At 66.5% G+C, this 15,078-nt stretch carries 12 protein-coding genes; 8 read left to right on the forward strand and 4 right to left on the reverse strand.

Features of this window, described 5'->3' with window-relative positions; genetic code table 11:
• From ACCC94_RS20550 to ACCC94_RS20565, 4 genes are all read right to left on the reverse strand, one after another.
• Positions 1–336: biotin/lipoyl-binding protein (locus ACCC94_RS20550; RefSeq protein ID WP_413351371.1), on the reverse strand; the 336-nt coding region annotated here is incomplete at its 3' end.
• A 27-nt stretch (positions 337–363) separates the two neighbouring features.
• On the reverse strand, positions 364–1,860 hold the full coding sequence (locus tag ACCC94_RS20555) for an efflux transporter outer membrane subunit (RefSeq protein ID WP_413351372.1): 1,497 nt from the start codon (positions 1,858–1,860) through the stop codon (positions 364–366).
• Positions 1,861–1,977: 117 nt separating this feature from the next.
• On the reverse strand, positions 1,978–2,193 hold the full coding sequence (locus tag ACCC94_RS20560; protein ID WP_413351373.1) for a hypothetical protein: 216 nt from the start codon (positions 2,191–2,193) through the stop codon (positions 1,978–1,980).
• A gap of 70 nt (positions 2,194–2,263) precedes the next feature.
• Positions 2,264–5,239 (reverse strand): ATP-binding protein, encoded by a 2,976-nt coding sequence (locus tag ACCC94_RS20565; protein WP_413351374.1) that lies wholly within the window; start codon positions 5,237–5,239, stop codon positions 2,264–2,266.
• A gap of 197 nt (positions 5,240–5,436) precedes the next feature.
• Between ACCC94_RS20565 and ACCC94_RS20570 the strand changes: the two genes are divergently transcribed.
• The 8 genes from ACCC94_RS20570 to ACCC94_RS20605 form a co-directional block, all read left to right on the forward strand.
• Positions 5,437–7,092, forward strand: coding sequence for a bifunctional 3-(3-hydroxy-phenyl)propionate/3-hydroxycinnamic acid hydroxylase (locus ACCC94_RS20570; RefSeq protein ID WP_413351375.1), 1,656 nt, complete (start codon positions 5,437–5,439; stop codon positions 7,090–7,092).
• A gap of 2 nt (positions 7,093–7,094) precedes the next feature.
• Positions 7,095–7,757 (forward strand): TetR/AcrR family transcriptional regulator, encoded by a 663-nt coding sequence (locus ACCC94_RS20575; RefSeq protein WP_413351376.1) that lies wholly within the window; start codon positions 7,095–7,097, stop codon positions 7,755–7,757.
• Positions 7,758–8,049: 292 nt separating this feature from the next.
• The gene (locus tag ACCC94_RS20580) at positions 8,050–8,664 is read left to right on the forward strand and encodes a TetR/AcrR family transcriptional regulator (protein ID WP_413351377.1); all 615 of its coding nucleotides are present in this window, start codon (positions 8,050–8,052) and stop codon (positions 8,662–8,664) included.
• An 86-nt stretch (positions 8,665–8,750) separates the two neighbouring features.
• Positions 8,751–9,842: a VOC family protein gene (locus ACCC94_RS20585; protein WP_413351378.1), complete on the forward strand. Its 1,092-nt coding sequence runs from the start codon at positions 8,751–8,753 to the stop codon at positions 9,840–9,842.
• A 162-nt stretch (positions 9,843–10,004) separates the two neighbouring features.
• Complete coding sequence (locus tag ACCC94_RS20590) at positions 10,005–10,961, forward strand: fumarylacetoacetate hydrolase family protein (protein WP_413351380.1); 957 nt, start codon at positions 10,005–10,007, stop codon at positions 10,959–10,961.
• A complete protein-coding gene (locus ACCC94_RS20595) occupies positions 10,961–12,862 on the forward strand; it encodes an acyl-CoA synthetase (RefSeq protein ID WP_413351381.1) in 1,902 nt (633 codons plus the stop codon). Before ACCC94_RS20590 ends, ACCC94_RS20595 begins: the two co-directional genes overlap by 1 nt.
• Positions 12,863–13,029: 167 nt before the next feature.
• Positions 13,030–14,340: an OmpP1/FadL family transporter gene (locus tag ACCC94_RS20600; protein WP_413351382.1), complete on the forward strand. Its 1,311-nt coding sequence runs from the start codon at positions 13,030–13,032 to the stop codon at positions 14,338–14,340.
• 296 nt (positions 14,341–14,636) lie between these two features.
• Positions 14,637–15,078, forward strand: a 442-nt coding sequence (locus tag ACCC94_RS20605; protein WP_413351383.1) for a ProQ/FinO family protein, incomplete at its 3' end; no start/stop codon positions are given.

The raw sequence follows: 15,078 nt of genomic DNA on the forward strand, positions 1-15,078 counted from the left end.
GGCGCGCCAGGCGGCGGCGTCCCTGGCCTGGCGGGCGGCGTCTTCGGCAAGGCGGTAGTCGCTATCGTCCAGCACGGCGAGCACCTCGCCTTCCTTCACGGACTGGCCGACATCGACCTTGCGCTGGACAACCTTGCCGCCCACGCGGAAAGCCTGGTCCACCTCATAGCGCGATTGCACGGTGCCAACGTAGCGATTGCTCTCGCGGGCGCTGTCATAGCGCAGTTCGACGGTGCGCACGGGCCGCAGCACCTGCGCGGCGGGCTGGCTTGGGCTGCAGGCACAAAGCAGCGCGGCAGCGGTCATCATGCCGACTGCAACTAGGGAGTTTTTCAAGACGACACCTCTATCGGAAGTCGGTATTCAGGAAAGTGGATGGACGCTGCCGGTCCCGGCGACCGGGGCCACCGGTTCGAAGACCTGCCAGCCGCCGCCCAGCGCCTTGTAGAGCTGGACGCTGTCGAGCAGCAGGCGCGTGCTGCTGTCGTTGGCGTTCAGCCGCGCCGCCAGGCGAGCGCGCTGTGCGTCGAGCAGCGGCAGCAGGTCGATCTGCCCTCGGCTGTAGAGCGACTGGGCGTGGCCGAGCGCGGACTCCGCCGTGGTCGAAGCTGCCTGCAGCGAGTCAGCGCGCTGGTGTTCCTGCCCCAGGGTGACGAGGGCGTTTTCCACGTCTTCCAAGGCGCGGGCGATGCCGTCCTGAGTGCGCAGCAGCGCCTCACGCTGGCTGCTCTCGGCAGCCTCGTTGATGGCGCGCGTGCGACCGGCGTTGAACAACGGCATGGCGAGCAGGCCTGCCACATTGGTGAAACGGGCGGAGCCGAGGCTCGCGCCGTTCAGCGCCAGCCCCTGGCTGCCGAAGGAAGCGCCGAGGAACAGGCGTGGGAACCACTCCGCGGCGGCCTGCTGCCGGCGTGCATTGGCCGCATCCAGTTGCGCCATCAGGGCGAGAACGTCCGGGCGGCGCTGCAGGAGCGTGGCTGGTTGTCCGGATTGTGGCCGGGGTATGAACGCCTCGTTGGCGGAGGGCACGATGGCGTCGGCATTGAAGGCCTGGTCGCCGATCAGCACGGCGATGCGATGGCGCGCCACCGCCGCCAGGGTTTCCATTGGCGGGATCTGCGCGCGCGCGGAGGCCGCCTCGGTCTGCGCTCGCTCGACGTCGAAGTCCGAAGCCAGGCCGGCACGCTTGCGTGCAGAGACCAGGCGCAGGGTTTCCTCCTGCGCCGCGGCGATGGAACGCAGCGTCTCGGCCTGGAGCAGCGCACCGCGCAGGGTGAAGTAATTGCTGGCGACATCGCTCATCACCAGCAGGCGCACACCGCGTTCGCCGTACTCGGCGGCCAGGGCGTCCGCCTTGGCCGCTGCGGCGCCGGCACGCAGCCGGCCACTCAGGTCGAGCTCCCAGGAGACGTCCAGGCCCGCGCTGGCGGTCCGGGTATCGGGATAGAGTTGCCGGGTGGCCGAGTCGTAGCCCGTGCGACGATCAGTACCACCGGCGGACAGCCCCACGCTGGGAAACAGCCACGAACGGCTGATCGTCTCGCCTGCCCGTGCAGCGCCCAGGCGCTCGGCAGCGATCTTCACGTCGCGGTTCTCGCGCATCGCGCGCTGCACCAGATCGCTGAGTACCGGGTCATTGAAAGCCGTCCACCACGCTGCCTCCGGTTCCATCCGGGAAGCTGTGGCGGCGGCGAACCGGGACGGTAGCTCCACTGAAGGCTTGAGCTGCGGCGTGGAACAACCGGTCAAGGCCAGCGCGATGCTCGCGGCAAGCGCACCGGCGAGCAGGAATCCGCCACGCTGACCGGCCATTCGCCCGCAGCAGCGAAGCGGCGAAGAGAGGGAGGGAAATCGCAACATCGATAGGGACTCGGTGGAATTCGACGGGGCACAAGCGTGAGGCTTCGACGCGGCCAAGTTGTCAGCAGAAGGTCGCGATTCGGTCACCAGACTCGGCATCCGGTCAGGTGTCAGGGATCAATCTTCGGTGGCGTCCACGGCCTGCGCACCTGCCGCGACGGCCAGGTCCGCGCTGATGGCGCGCAGCAGCTCGCCAGCGCAGGCGAACTCGCGCTGATGTCCGGTGACCAGGTTCTCGACGCGGCCGACAAGCGTGGCCGGCGTCGCGTCGTTCTGCAGTTTCACCACGTAGGCGCGGCGAGTCGGGTATTTGGATTCGGGGTTCAGGACCATAGCGAGACCAGGTGATCGAAAGTTCGATCGCAGCCTAGACAGGTCGAATCGCCGAGTCGTAAGCGGACGGTCAGGCTTCGGTCAGGACGCTCGCAAGCACAGGCCGCGAGCTGCACGCAGCGGCCGCTCCAGCGGCCAGATCGAAGGGAAGCAGCAGCGTCCTGGCACGCCTCATCGGTTCACTGCCCTCTGCCTCGGGAAGCCGCTCGACGAGCCGCGCCAGCGCCTGGTGCTCCTCGTCCGTCGCATCGCCGCGGCTGCATAGCTCGACGAGCGCAAGGAGTTCGAGCCAGGGGGCCTCCTGCACGCGCGCTTCCTGCACGGCGCTGCGCACTGCGGCACTGGCGCTTTCGCCCTGCCCCAGCGCCCAGGCGATGGCCGCCTTGAGCAGGAGCAGTTGCGGCAGATAGACACGTTCTCCCAGTTCGGCCGCAACCCGCAGCGCCTCCTGCAGCTCGCCTTGCGCTCCCTCGGTATCGCCCGCCAGCAGCAGCGCCTCGGCCGCGTAGCCAAGCACTTCGCTGGAACCGGCGCGCATGCCGAGGCCGGCATGGGCTTCGAAAGCCTCGCGTATGCGCCGATGGCCTTCCAGCGGCGAGCCAAGGCGTGCGTCGGCCCAGCCACGCCACCAACCGCACGCCGTCCGCCCGAGGGCCAGCGCGTGTTCATCGACCAGAGCCTGCATGTCTTCGACCCGTTCGCGCACACGCTCGGCATTGCCCAGGCGAACTTCCATCAGCAGCTCATGCCAGCAGGCGACCAGTTGTGTCATCGGCTGTCGCAGCATCGCGGCGCGGGCCTGTGCCCGTCGCATGTTATGGCGGGCCTGATCGAGCAGCCCGCAGCGCAGCAGCTCGATGGACAACATGCCGAGCAGCATTACCTGGGGGTCTGCCGCGACCACTTCACCCGCGCCGATATCCAGGGGTTCGGCAATCGAGAACGCGCGCTCCAGCCAAGCTCGAGTCGGCTGCGTGCGGCCCTGAAGATGCAGGACCTCGCCATGCACGATGCAGGCGGCCAGCATCCGCTGCGGCTCGTTCGCCAGCACCGAAAGCGCCTCGGCGCGCTGGGCTACGGCCAGCGCCCGGAGGTAGTCACCGCGCAGGCTCAGCAGGTAACCATAGCCGTGCAGAAGACGCCCGCCCATGGGATGGCCCGGCGACTTTTCCAGCAGCCCGTAGGCACGTTCGAAAGCCTCTGCCGACTGCCCGTTGAGGCCGGACATCTGGAAAGCCGCTACGCCCTCCAGCGTGGCCAGGCTGATCTCCAGCGCATCGCGCTCGGCTCCCGCCGGCGCGCGTTGCAGCTGGAGCACAACGCGCTGGCTCAGGCCGAGCGCCGACCCCGGACTGAAGTGCAACAGCGCCGCTTCCATCGCCTCTGCGTAGTAGCGCAGTGCGGCCAGGGGCTGCCGTGCCCGGTCGAAATGCATCGCCAGCTCAGCGGCGGGCACGAGCGCCCCGGCGCAGCGCTCACGCTCCAGGGCGCCACCGACCTGCAGATGAAGGCGGGAGCGGATCGGATGCGGCGTGCGCTCGTAGACCATCCGGCGGAATAGCGAGTGCCGGAAGGCGTAGTGCGCTTCGCCGCCGTAATCGCCGTCCGAGACGCGCGAATGCGCCAACCAGAGATGTGCAAGCACCATCTCCTCGCAAGCATTGGCGACCTCGGCCAGGTCGCGTCCGAGCACCTGCGCGACTGTCTCCAGGCGAAACTCGACACCGCACACCGCTGCAGCCGTCAGCAGGTCGCGCTGCTCCCCGTCGAGCCTGGCGAGGTAACTATCGAGAATCGCCAGCAGGCTCTGCGGCACGGCGACCCGGGCCAGCGCGGCCTCGGCGTCAAGACTCTCGCGCGCCGAGTCGATCACCTCGTCGATGATCGAAGACACGAACAGAGGCACGCCGTCCGTACGCCGGTGCAAGGCGCGGACGAAGGATTCGTCGCCCGCGAGCGCCGACGAGGACAGCGCCACGTAGTCGGCGACCTCGGTCTCGGAGAAGGGATCGAGCATGACTTCGTCGCACAGCCGCTGCAGGCGGAGCTCATGGCGCAACGCGCCCAGCGGGTGATCGAGCGCGACCACCTCGGCCACCCGGAAGCTCGCCAGCCACAAAAGCCGGATACGCCCGCGACGACGTGCGAGGTAAGCGATCAGCTGCACGGTGGACCTGTCGCTCCAGTGCAGGTCCTCGGTGACCAGCAGCAACGGCCGCTGCTCGGTGTAGCGCTCCAGCAATTCGCCCATTTCGCGGAGCATGCGCTCCGGACCGACGCCCACCAGTTCGCGCCGCAGCGCTTCCCGCTCGGCGGCGCTGCACAGCCAGGGAAACTGCATCAGCCAGGTCGGTGCCACGCTGCGGAGCAGCTCCGGCAGCTGCGGATCGGCGCGACAAAGCTGCGAGATCGCCTCGAGAACGGGCAGGTAGGGTTCCGCGGTACCGAAGTGTTCGATGCAGTGACCGCGGGCGCAGGCCACGCCTTCCAGACCGTCGACGAACTGGTCGATGAGCGTTGTCTTCCCCATCCCGGGGTCCCCCGCCAGCCAGACCAGTGCGCGCTGCCCACCCTGCGCCCGCTGCCAGGCTGCTTCCAGCCGGGATAGCGCGGCGCTCCTGCCGATGAATGCAGGCGCCTTCGGATCAAGCGAGGCAAGGCTTGCGCTGGGATGCGCCGGTGAAGTACGGGCAATGAAGCGGTAACCGTGGCGCGACACGGTCTCGATGATGTCCGGCTGCCTCGGGTTGTCAGCAAGGGCCAGGCGCAGTTCGCTGATCGCCGTCTTGAGGACCGATTCGCTGACGAAGCGGTGGCCCCAGACCGCATCCAGCAAGGCGTCCTTTCGCATCAGCATGCCCGGCTCGCGCGCCAGAGCGCAGAGCAGCGCGAAAGGTGTCGGCGTCAGCGTCACCGCCTCGCCGTGCCGCATCAGACAGGCATTGGCCTCGTCGAGTTCGAAATCGGCGAAACGAATCCGCAGAGGTTCTGGACTGGCCTGCAAACGCGCCACTTTCGGTACCTGTTGGCTCGGAAGAATACCCATCGGTGCGCCGTCGTCACGCCCCGGGGACCCGCCTCGGTCTCGCCGGCAGCGGGAACGCACCGTGCAGGTGAACCCTGCCTCCCGGAAATAATGACACAAACACCAATATTGATACCAGTCTCATTTTTAATTAATCTGAGCCACGCCTGACGAGGGACCTTCGCGTCTCACGACTTCAATCACAACAAGGGCTCGACATGAACAACAAGACCCCCGCTGATCTGCTTCCGGAAACGACAGACGTACTGATCATCGGCAACGGCCCCGCTGGCGCGACCCTCGCGGCGCTGCTCGGGCGCTACGGCGTGAAGACGCTGGTCCTGGACAAGGCCCACGAGGTCCTGCTGATGCCTCGTGCGATTGCCCTGGATAACGAGGCGCTGCGCATCCTGCAGCTCGCCGGGCTGGCCGAGGACGCCTTCGAGAAGAAGGTGATTGCGCAGGTGCGGATGCACTCGCCACTGCTCGGGCAGTTCGGCCGGGCCAACACCGCCGGCTGTATCGATGGCCACCCCAAGCTGGTGACCTTCTACCAGCCCGACCTCGAGCACGCGGTGCGAGACAAGGCCGCCCAGTTCGACTCCGTGAGCAGCCTCGGCGGCTACGAGCTGGAGCACATGGATCAGCAGACGGACGGCGTGATCGCTTCTGTGCGCGACCAGCAGGGCCAGGTTCACCTCGTTCGTGCCCGTTACCTGGTCGGCGCCGATGGCGCCAGCTCCAGGGTCAGGAGCCTGATCGGCCAGGATTTCGAAGGCCAGACCTACGCCGAGGACTGGCTGATCGTCGACGCCAGCGATCGCCACGCAAAGGCCATCGATCACGTCGAGTTCATCTGCGACCCCAGCCGCCCCGTACCGCACATGCCCGCACCCGGCGGCAGGGAGCGCTGGGAGTTCATGCTGCAGCCGGGTGAGACGCGGGAGGAAATGGAAGACCCGGAAAACATCGCGCGGCTGATCTCGCCCTGGGTCGACCCGCGGGAACTGAAGATCGAGCGCAAGGCGGTGTACCGGTTCCACGCCCGCTGCTGCAACCGCTTCAGCAAGGGACGGGTGTTCCTCGTGGGCGATGCTGCCCACATCACCCCGCCCTTCGTCGGCCAGGGCCTGGTGGCGGGTCTGCGCGATGTCGCCAACCTGGCCTGGAAGCTCGCCTGGGTGCTGCGCGGCCAGGCCAGCGCCTCGGTCCTGGACACCTACGACCAGGAGCGTCGCCCGCACGCCAGGGCGATGATCGACATGGCCAAGCTCATGGGCCGCCTGGTGATGCCCAGGAGCCGGCTGGCCGCCGTGCTGACCCACGGCCTGATGCGCCTGCTGGGATTGACGCCCGCGACGCGCAAGTATTTCGAAGACCTCGAGATCAAGCCGAAGAACCGCTTCAGGCAGGGTCTGTTCAAGCCCCATCGGCGGGGCGACCGGCTGGTTCGCGGCGGCCTGTTCCCCCAGGCCTGGGTTCGTAACGCGCTGGGTGGCATCCAGTTGAGCGATGTCGCGCTGGGCGACAGCCTCACCCTGGTAGGGTTGGGCACCGACCCCCTGGCGCATCTGTCCCCTGCCCAGGTTGCCGCCTGGAAGAGCATCGGCGGCGGCTTCCTCCAGGTGCTGCCCTGCGGCCAACATCCAGCGGGCAACGCACCGACGGTGGAAGATCTGAATCACCATCTCCTGCCACTGGCAGCCACCGGCACGCTGGTCGCGGTCCGTCCCGATCGCCACATCATGGACCACGCTCCGGCAGCCGATGCCGGCCAACTGGTCGAGGCTTGCCGCGTGTTGCTGGCGGGCAACGACTGCAACGGCCGGGATGTTTCCGTTACCATCGGCGAGCCTCCCAGACTGCGAGCCTGACAATGTCCGCCCCCACCCCCGAGCCGGAAACGGACGCACCACAACCTCTCACGCGCGGCCACAAGAAGCGCGAACGCACTCGCCGCGGCCTGATCGATGCGGCGTTGCGCCTGGTTGCGCGCAAGGAGGTGGGGGAAATCGCCCTGCTCGAAGTCGCCACGGAGGCGGAGGTTTCCAACGGCACCATCTACAACTACTTCCGCACCCGCGAAGAAGTGCTCGAAGCCGTCGGCATTGCGATGGCCGACGAGTTTTCCGATGCCATTTCAGCCTTGAGCTCGGACGTGCGCAGCGGCGCCCAGCGGCTTTCCATCGGCGTGCGCATGTTCATACGCCGGGCCGCCGAGGATGAACAATGGGCCAGCGCACTGCTGCGCATCTTCCACTTCGACCAGGCGATCCGCTCGCGCCTGGCGGCCCACGTGCTCGACGACCTGCAGGCAGGCCTGCGCGAGGGCGCCCTCTCCTACCACGATGAAGGCATCGCCCTGGACCTGGTGGTTTCCTGCACCACCGGGGCGATGCGTGCTGTCGTCGAGGGACGCGGCGTAGCCGACCACGACGTGCAGCTCGCGGAAATGATCCTCAAGGCGCTGGGGGCGACCCCGGCCAAGGCCAGGAAGATCGCCAGCCTTGCGTTGCCGGAGGCTCCGGTGGGGGCCTGATGAGCGGCGACATCGAGTAGCGGCGGCGCGGCGCAATCCCGCGCCGCGCCCGATGATCGGGCCCCACGTACTTCTTCAGGCAACGCTCAGCGGTGCCCGGGCTCGCGGGCCATCCTGCACGCCCATAAATTCAATTGAACATATTCGTTCAATTCAACACCCATCATCCGCCCTCGATCCAGGACAAATCTGGCGAAATTCCGACAAAAAGCTGCACGCGCCGAAAAAATCCCGTTGACTAAAATTGAACATGACTGTTCAATTACCTTCAGAGACAATTCTGGAGAGTCCCGTGAAATCCCTGAGCCCCGCACAGCGACGCATCCATCAAGCCGCCCTACGGTTGTTCGCCGAACGCGGGGCAGCCGATGTGAGCATCAGTGACCTGGCCGTCGAGGCCAACGTCGCCCGCGGCACTGTCTACAACAACGTGCCGAGCATGGAGCAGCTGTTCGAATCGGTCGCCGCCCACCTCAGCGCCGAGATGCATGAGCGGGTCAGGAAGAGTTTCGAGCAGCTCGACGACCCCGCCCAGCGGCTGGCCAATGGCGTCCGCTTCTTCATTCGCCGCGCCCATGAAGAGCCCCAGTGGGGCTCGTTCATTCATCGTTTCGCCATGAGCGATTCGGCCCTGCGCGAGATGTTCGTCAGCCAGGCGACCAAGGACCTGCTGGAAGGATTCGCCAGCCAGCGCTACCGCTTCCAGCAGGACCAACTGCTCTCGGTCATCACGCTGGTTTCCAGCGCGGTACTGGGGGCGATGTATCTGGTGCTGGAAGGACACAAGGCCTGGCGCGAAGCCGGTACCGACACGGCGGAATTCCTGCTGCGGGCGCTGGGCGTGCCCTTCGAGGAAGCCAGAAACCTTGCCATGACGGAGCTGCCGGCACTCCCAACGCTCGGCTAGATCCGCCCCAAGCGATACGGTTGTCGCCCCGTCAGAAAGGGGGCGGGGCCGACTTTTGCCCGAAGAAAGTTCGGAGAACAACAACAATGACCAGCATTCCTGCATCACCCCGCCTGGCCACGCCTCAGCCAGCCCGGCACCCTGCCCCCACGGTCAAGGCTCAGCGCCTCGCCCACCTGATCTTCGAGCGCCCCGACCTCGAGGAAGCAGCACGTTTCCTGACTGACTTCGGCCTGACGATCAGCCATCGGGATGCGCAGACGCTGTACCTGCGCGCCGCCGACCCGACGCCCTATTGCTATCGCGTCCATCGCGGCGAGCGGGCGCGCTTCCTGGGTTTCGGACTGGAAGTTGGCAGCCGCGAAGACCTGGAGCGGCTGGCTCGGATTCCGGGTGCGTCGTCGATCGAGGAGATTCCCCATCCGGGCGGCGGGCGGCAGGTCAGGCTGGTCGATCCTTCCGGATTCCTCGTCGAGGCCATCTGCGCGCAATCGCCCAGCGAGCCCCTCCCCCACAGGCCGGCGCTTGCGCTGAATTTCGCCCTGCAGCAGCCGCGAATCAACGGCGCCCAGCGCCCGCCGGTAGCCCCACCGGAAGTGCTGAGGCTCGGCCACCTGGTCCTTGAAGTCGCCGACTACCAGGCCACCTGCGGCTGGTACACACAGCATCTGGGCTTCATTCCCAGCGACGTGCAGGTGCTTGAAGACGGGTCGCCCATCGTGGCCTTCATGCGCCTGGACAGAGGCGAGACGCCGGCGGATCACCACACCCTGGCGATCGCCCAGGGCTTCGTGGCGACCTACAGCCACAGCGCCTACGAGCTGGTCGATGCCGACGCCGTGGGCATGGGCCAGCGCGTCCTGCGCGAACGCAACTGGAAACACGCCTGGGGCATCGGCCGGCACATCCTCGGCAGCCAGATATTCGACTACTGGCAGGACCCCTGGGGCGACAAGCACGAGCACTACTGCGACGGCGACCTGTTCACGGCCTCTTCGCCCACCGGCATTCATTACGTCAGCGCCGAGGCCATGTCGCAGTGGGGGCAACGGATGCCCAAGAGCTTCACCCGACCCAGGCTCAGCGTGAGCAACCTGCGCGCGCTGGTGCGCAATCTGCGCCGCAGCCCGGACCTGACGCTGGGCAAGCTCGCCGCGCTGATGCGCCTGTTCGGATAACCCCGCGCCTCGATGAACGTCACTCGGCGAACCGCCCTGCGAAGCGCTGCGGCGATGGCGGGCTGGGTGCTCGCCGGTTGCCCGACCGCGTTCGCTGAGTTCCCACAACCAAGCCCCCGCCGCTGCGAGCGGGGGCAGAACGATGCTCCAGGAGTGCCTTCCATGCCAGCCGTACATGTCGTCCGTTTCGAACACCAGAACAGCATCCAGTGGGGCGTGATCCGCCAGGGGCGCATCACGCCGATTCCCGGCGCCTTCGCCACGACCGGCGATTTCATCCGCCAGAACAGCGTCGAGGAGCTGGCCCGCCTGCAGGGCAGCGAACTGGCCGAGAGCGAGGTCAGGGTGCTGTCGCCGGTGACCCGCAACCAGCAGTTCGTCTGCCAGGGCGCCAACTACCGCCAGCACATGATCGAGTCCGGCATGGACCCCGACGCGAAGAAATACAACATGATCTTCACCAAGGCGACCAGTTGCCTGGTGGCCGCCGACAGCGATCTCATCAAGCCGAGCAAGGTGCGCTTCCTCGACTATGAAATCGAGCTGGGCCTGATCATGAAGCGCGCGATCGGCGGCGCCGTTGCCGTCACCGAGAAGAACCTGCACGAGTTCATCGCCGGCGTCGTCATCGTCAACGACTACTCGGCCCGCGACATCCAGATCCCGCAGATGCAGTTCTACAAGGGCAAGAGTTTCCGCACCTTCGGCCCGGTCGGCCCGTACCTCTGCCTGCTGGGCGAAAAGGACATGCACTACCTCAAGGCCCTGCATCTGCGTCTGACGGTGAATGGCCAGGTTCGCCAGGAAGACAACACCGCCAACCTGGTCTACGGCCCCGCGGAAACCCTCACCGAACTCTCGTCGGTGCAGGACCTCGATGCCGGCGACCTGATCGCCACCGGCACGCCGGCCGGCTGCGCACTGTCCATCCCCTCGCCGGCCAAGCAGCGCATCGCCGCGCTGATGCCCGAAGCCACCAAGTGGAAGCTGTTCCTCAAGGCGCAGGAAAGCCGCCCGCAATACCTCAAGGTCGGCGACCTGGTCGAAGCGCGCATCCGCAGTGCCGACGGCGTGATCGACCTGGGCGAGCAGCGCAACCGCGTCGTAGGAGAAGCCTGATGAGCGTGCGGACACTGGCCGACATCCGCGAGCTCGAAAGCGCCCCGCTGGAGGATCAGCACCTGCCTGCGAGCACCTACGAGGCCCTGCGTCGAAGCGCCGAACGCTGCCCCGATGCTCCGGCGCTGAGCTTCATCCCCCAGGCCGCGGACTTCAGACGCACCTTCGACTGGACCTACGCGCAGCTCTTCGCCGATATCACCCGTGCCGCGAATGCCTTCCATGCCCTGGGCACAGGGTCTGGAGAAGTGGTCGCCTTCCTCCTGCCGAACCTGCCCGAGACCCACTTCACCATCTGGGGCGGCGAGGCAGCGGGCATCGTCATGGCGATCAACCCGCTGCTCGAAGCCCGGCAGATCGCCAGCCTGCTGCAGTCGGCCAAGGCCTCCGTCGTGGTGACGCTGGCGCCCACGCCAGGCAGTGATTCCTGGGCAAAGCTGGCCACCCAGCTCGGCGACCTGCCCGCGGTCCGGCATGTCGTCTGGGTGAGCGTGGAGCCCTACGCCAACGATCAGCAGCGTGCCGTACTCCGGGCCATGGCAGAACAGGAGCGGGCCCGCCATAGCGGCGTGCCCATCCACGACCTGCGCGCCCTGATGGACGCCCAACCTGCAACCCATCTCGCCAGTGGCCGGCAGATCCGGGCGCAGGAGCGCTCCTCCTACTTCTGCACCGGCGGCACCACCGGCCTGCCGAAGATCGCCGCGCGCACGCACGGTTCGGAGGTCTTCAACGCCTGGGCGATGGCCGCCCAGCTGCAACCGCGCAGTGCCAGCCAGGTGATCTTCTGCGGCCTCCCGCTGTTCCACGTCAATGGCCAGCTGGTCACCGGGCTGATGCCCTGGTGCCAGGGTGATCACGTGATTCTCGGCACGGCGCAGGGCTATCGCGACCCCCAGGTCATTCCGCACTTCTGGGACATGGTCGAACACTTCGGCATCCATTTCTTCTCCGGCGTGCCGACCGTCTATTCGGCCCTGCTCCAAGGCGACCCGTCCAGCCGCGACCTGTCCAGCCTGCGCTATGCGCTGTGCGGCGCCGCGCCCATGCCGGTGGAGCTGTTCCGCGAATTCGAAAGCCGGACCGGCGTGCGCATCCTCGAAGGATACGGTCTGACCGAAGGGGCCTGCGTCTCCTCGGTCAACCCGCCCCATGGCGAGCGGCGGATCGGTTCCATCGGCTTGCGCCTCGCCTACCAGGACATGCGTGCGGTGATCCTGGACCCGGCAGGCGGATACGAACGCGATGCCGGCACCGACGAGGTCGGCGTCATCGCCATTCGCGGCCCGAACCTGTTCGCCGGCTACCTGGACGACAGCCACAACCAGGGAATCTGGATCGACATCGACGGCGAGCGCTGGCTGAACACCGGCGACCTCGGACGCCAGGACGCCGAGGGTTACTTCTGGCTGACCGGGCGCAAGAAGGAGCTGATCATCCGCGGCGGCCACAACATCGACCCGAAACAGATTGAAGAAGCGCTGCAAGCCCACCCCGCCGTGGCACTGGCGGCAGCGATCGGCAGCCCGGACGCCTATTCCGGCGAAGTCCCCGTGGCCTATGTGCAGTTGAAGCCGGGCGCATCCTCAAGTGACGAAGAGCTCCTGGCGTTCGCCAGCGAGAACATCAGCGAACGCGCCGCGGTACCCAAGCGAGTCGAGATCCTGAGCGAGCTGCCGCTGACCGCCGTGGGCAAGATATTCAAACCCGCCCTGCAACAGCGCGAAGCCGTCGCCGTCGTCAAACGGGAAATCGCGCATCTCGGCCTTCCGGACATGCGCGTAGAGGCGGTGCAGGACTCCAGGCGCGGCCTGCTGCTGAACCTGTACGCCGGCGCATCCCGGGAGACCCTCGCCCCGGTCCTGGGGCGATACAGCCTGCAGGTGCAATGGCATGAGTGAAGCCGTCCCGCCCCGGTAGTTCGAAAGAGCAACGGCAACCGGCACCAATGCCCGCCGGTTGATGGAAAACCACCCCCAAGAACGAACCTGGCTCCTGCGCAGGCGGGCAACGCCTTGCCTGCTGTTTTCCGCCTGCGCGCCTTACAAAAACAAGAAAGAGGTGAAAGATGCATCAGAAACATTGCGTGGAATCCGCTCATCGACAGTCTTCGGCATGGCTTCGCGCGGCCGCTGCGGCCGCACTGGTCGGCAGCTCGACGACCGCGCTTGCCAATGGCCTCGCGCTCAATGAGCAGAGCGCCAGCAGCGCGGGCACCGCTTACGCGGGAAGATCGTCCTCCGCCCTGGATGCCAGCACCATCTATGGAAACCCCGCCGGATTGATCAGGTTGCGGCGCAGCGAAGCGAGCGGTGGCGCCGCGGTCCTTGCCGTCAGCGACGATATCAGCGACGTCGAGAGCACGGCGTCAGGGACGAACAAGGGCGACTCCGTCCCGACCGCCGTCATTCCCTTTGCCTACCTGTCGAGCCCCATCGACGAGCGCCTGTCGGTGGGACTGGGACTCTACGTTCCCTTCGGCCTGGTCAACGATTACGAAAACACCTTCCAGGGGCGCTACTTCGGCTCGTACAGCAAGACCCAGATCCTCACCCTGCAACCGACCATTGCGTATCGGCTGAACGACCATGTCTCCATCGGCGGCGGCCCGACCCTCAACCACTTCGATGCGAAACTGCAGAACAACCTGGCCACCGGCAACCTGAACAACGGCAAGGAAACCCTGGTCACCATCAAGGGCGACGATACTGCCGTTGGCTTCAACATCGGCTTGCTGGTCGATTTCAACGAGGCGACCAGCTGGGGTATCACCTATCACTCCAAGGTCAGCTACGAGCTGAAAGGGCATACGACCCTTTCAGGCGCCCCCGACTTCCTGGACCTGAACGAGAAATACAAGGCCAAGGTCGACCTCGACACACCGGAGTCGGTGGACACCTCCATCACCCATCACTTCGACGATCGCTGGACCGGCTACCTGGGCACCACCTGGACACGCTGGAGTCGCTTCAGGAAATTCGAGGCCGTCAACAGCAATGTCTCTCCGCTCGGCCAGGCCGCCGGCCTTGGACAGGTGGGCGAGGAGCTGAACTGGCACGACACCTGGTCGACCGCGATTGGCGCTTCCTACCAGTTGAACCCGCAGTGGCTGCTGCGCGCAGGCTACGCCTACGATCCCGCTCCGGTGCGCAACGCCGACCGAAGCCTGCGCATCCCGGTGGCCAACCGCAAGTCCGTCACCCTGGGCGCGGCCTATTCGCCGAACAGCGACGTGACGATCGACGCCGCCTACGGCTACCTGTGGGACTCCGAAGCATCGGTCAACCAGAGTAACGACTCCGGTCTGCAGCCCAGCTACAGCGCGAAATTCAAGAACAGCGCGAGCGGCCTGGCGGTGCAATTGACCTATCGCTACTGATCGAAGGGCCGGCCAGCGGATGGCGGGCCCGCTTCGTCGCAGCCGCGGTTGCGACAACGCGCCCTGCCCCGCCTGCACCGTACCAGGGCTTCCCGCGCCGCTCGAAGGTGCCCGCCCCAAGGAGCTGAGAGGGTGCGACACAGGGTTCGCCAAGGGTCGGAAGCTGCCTGCGGACCCGCGATCGATCCATCTCCCGTGGGCCTGCCGATAACGATTCATCCTGTTCAGGATGTGCTCGCCTGCTGCATGGAATATCCTTGCACCTCGCATTCAACCTCGAAGCTGTGACTTGAACGATGGGTTTTGAACAACTAGCTGGACTACGTGACCGCCTGCGGGCGGAGAAAGAACAGGCCAAGGCCGAAAGTGCGAAGCGCGCGCGGCCGGCCTCACCGCGAGCGAAACCGTCCGAGCAGGACCCTGCGGTGGAAGCCATCTGGCGCTTGCAGAAGCATTTCCCACTGGCTTTTCCCGTGAATCCGGCGCCCAAGGTTCCGCTCAAGGAGGGCATCCTCAAGGATGCTCAGCAGCACCTGGAACTGCTGGGCCTGACCGATGAGCAGCTGAAGCTCGGCATCTCCACCTGGTGCCGCGGAGCGCGCTACTGGGCAAGCATGACCGAGGATGCGCCGCGCTACGACCTGGCCGGGCAGGCCGTGGGCACGGTGACCGCCGCCCAGGCCGCGTATGCGAAGCAGCAGGCTTCGCGGCAACGCGGGCAGGAGCGCCGCAATCGCG

Source organism: Pseudomonas sp. Pseusp97 (assembly GCF_047304025.1).
In the GTDB taxonomy this organism is placed as follows: Bacteria; Pseudomonadota; Gammaproteobacteria; order Pseudomonadales; family Pseudomonadaceae; genus Pseudomonas.

What these genes read in the sequence shown, in the direction of transcription:
- ACCC94_RS20555 (WP_413351372.1), bottom strand. Translation starts at nt 1,860, where the DNA reads ATGTTGCGATTTCCCTCCCTCTCTTCGCCGCTTCGCTGCTGCGGGCGA.
- ACCC94_RS20560 (WP_413351373.1), bottom strand. Translation starts at nt 2,193, where the DNA reads ATGGTCCTGAACCCCGAATCCAAATACCCGACTCGCCGCGCCTACGTG.
- ACCC94_RS20565 (WP_413351374.1), bottom strand. Translation starts at nt 5,239, where the DNA reads ATGGGTATTCTTCCGAGCCAACAGGTACCGAAAGTGGCGCGTTTGCAG.
- ACCC94_RS20570 (WP_413351375.1), top strand. Translation starts at nt 5,437, where the DNA reads ATGAACAACAAGACCCCCGCTGATCTGCTTCCGGAAACGACAGACGTA.
- ACCC94_RS20575 (WP_413351376.1), top strand. Translation starts at nt 7,095, where the DNA reads ATGTCCGCCCCCACCCCCGAGCCGGAAACGGACGCACCACAACCTCTC.
- ACCC94_RS20585 (WP_413351378.1), top strand. Translation starts at nt 8,751, where the DNA reads ATGACCAGCATTCCTGCATCACCCCGCCTGGCCACGCCTCAGCCAGCC.
- ACCC94_RS20590 (WP_413351380.1), top strand. Translation starts at nt 10,005, where the DNA reads ATGCCAGCCGTACATGTCGTCCGTTTCGAACACCAGAACAGCATCCAG.
- ACCC94_RS20595 (WP_413351381.1), top strand. Translation starts at nt 10,961, where the DNA reads ATGAGCGTGCGGACACTGGCCGACATCCGCGAGCTCGAAAGCGCCCCG.
- ACCC94_RS20600 (WP_413351382.1), top strand. Translation starts at nt 13,030, where the DNA reads ATGCATCAGAAACATTGCGTGGAATCCGCTCATCGACAGTCTTCGGCA.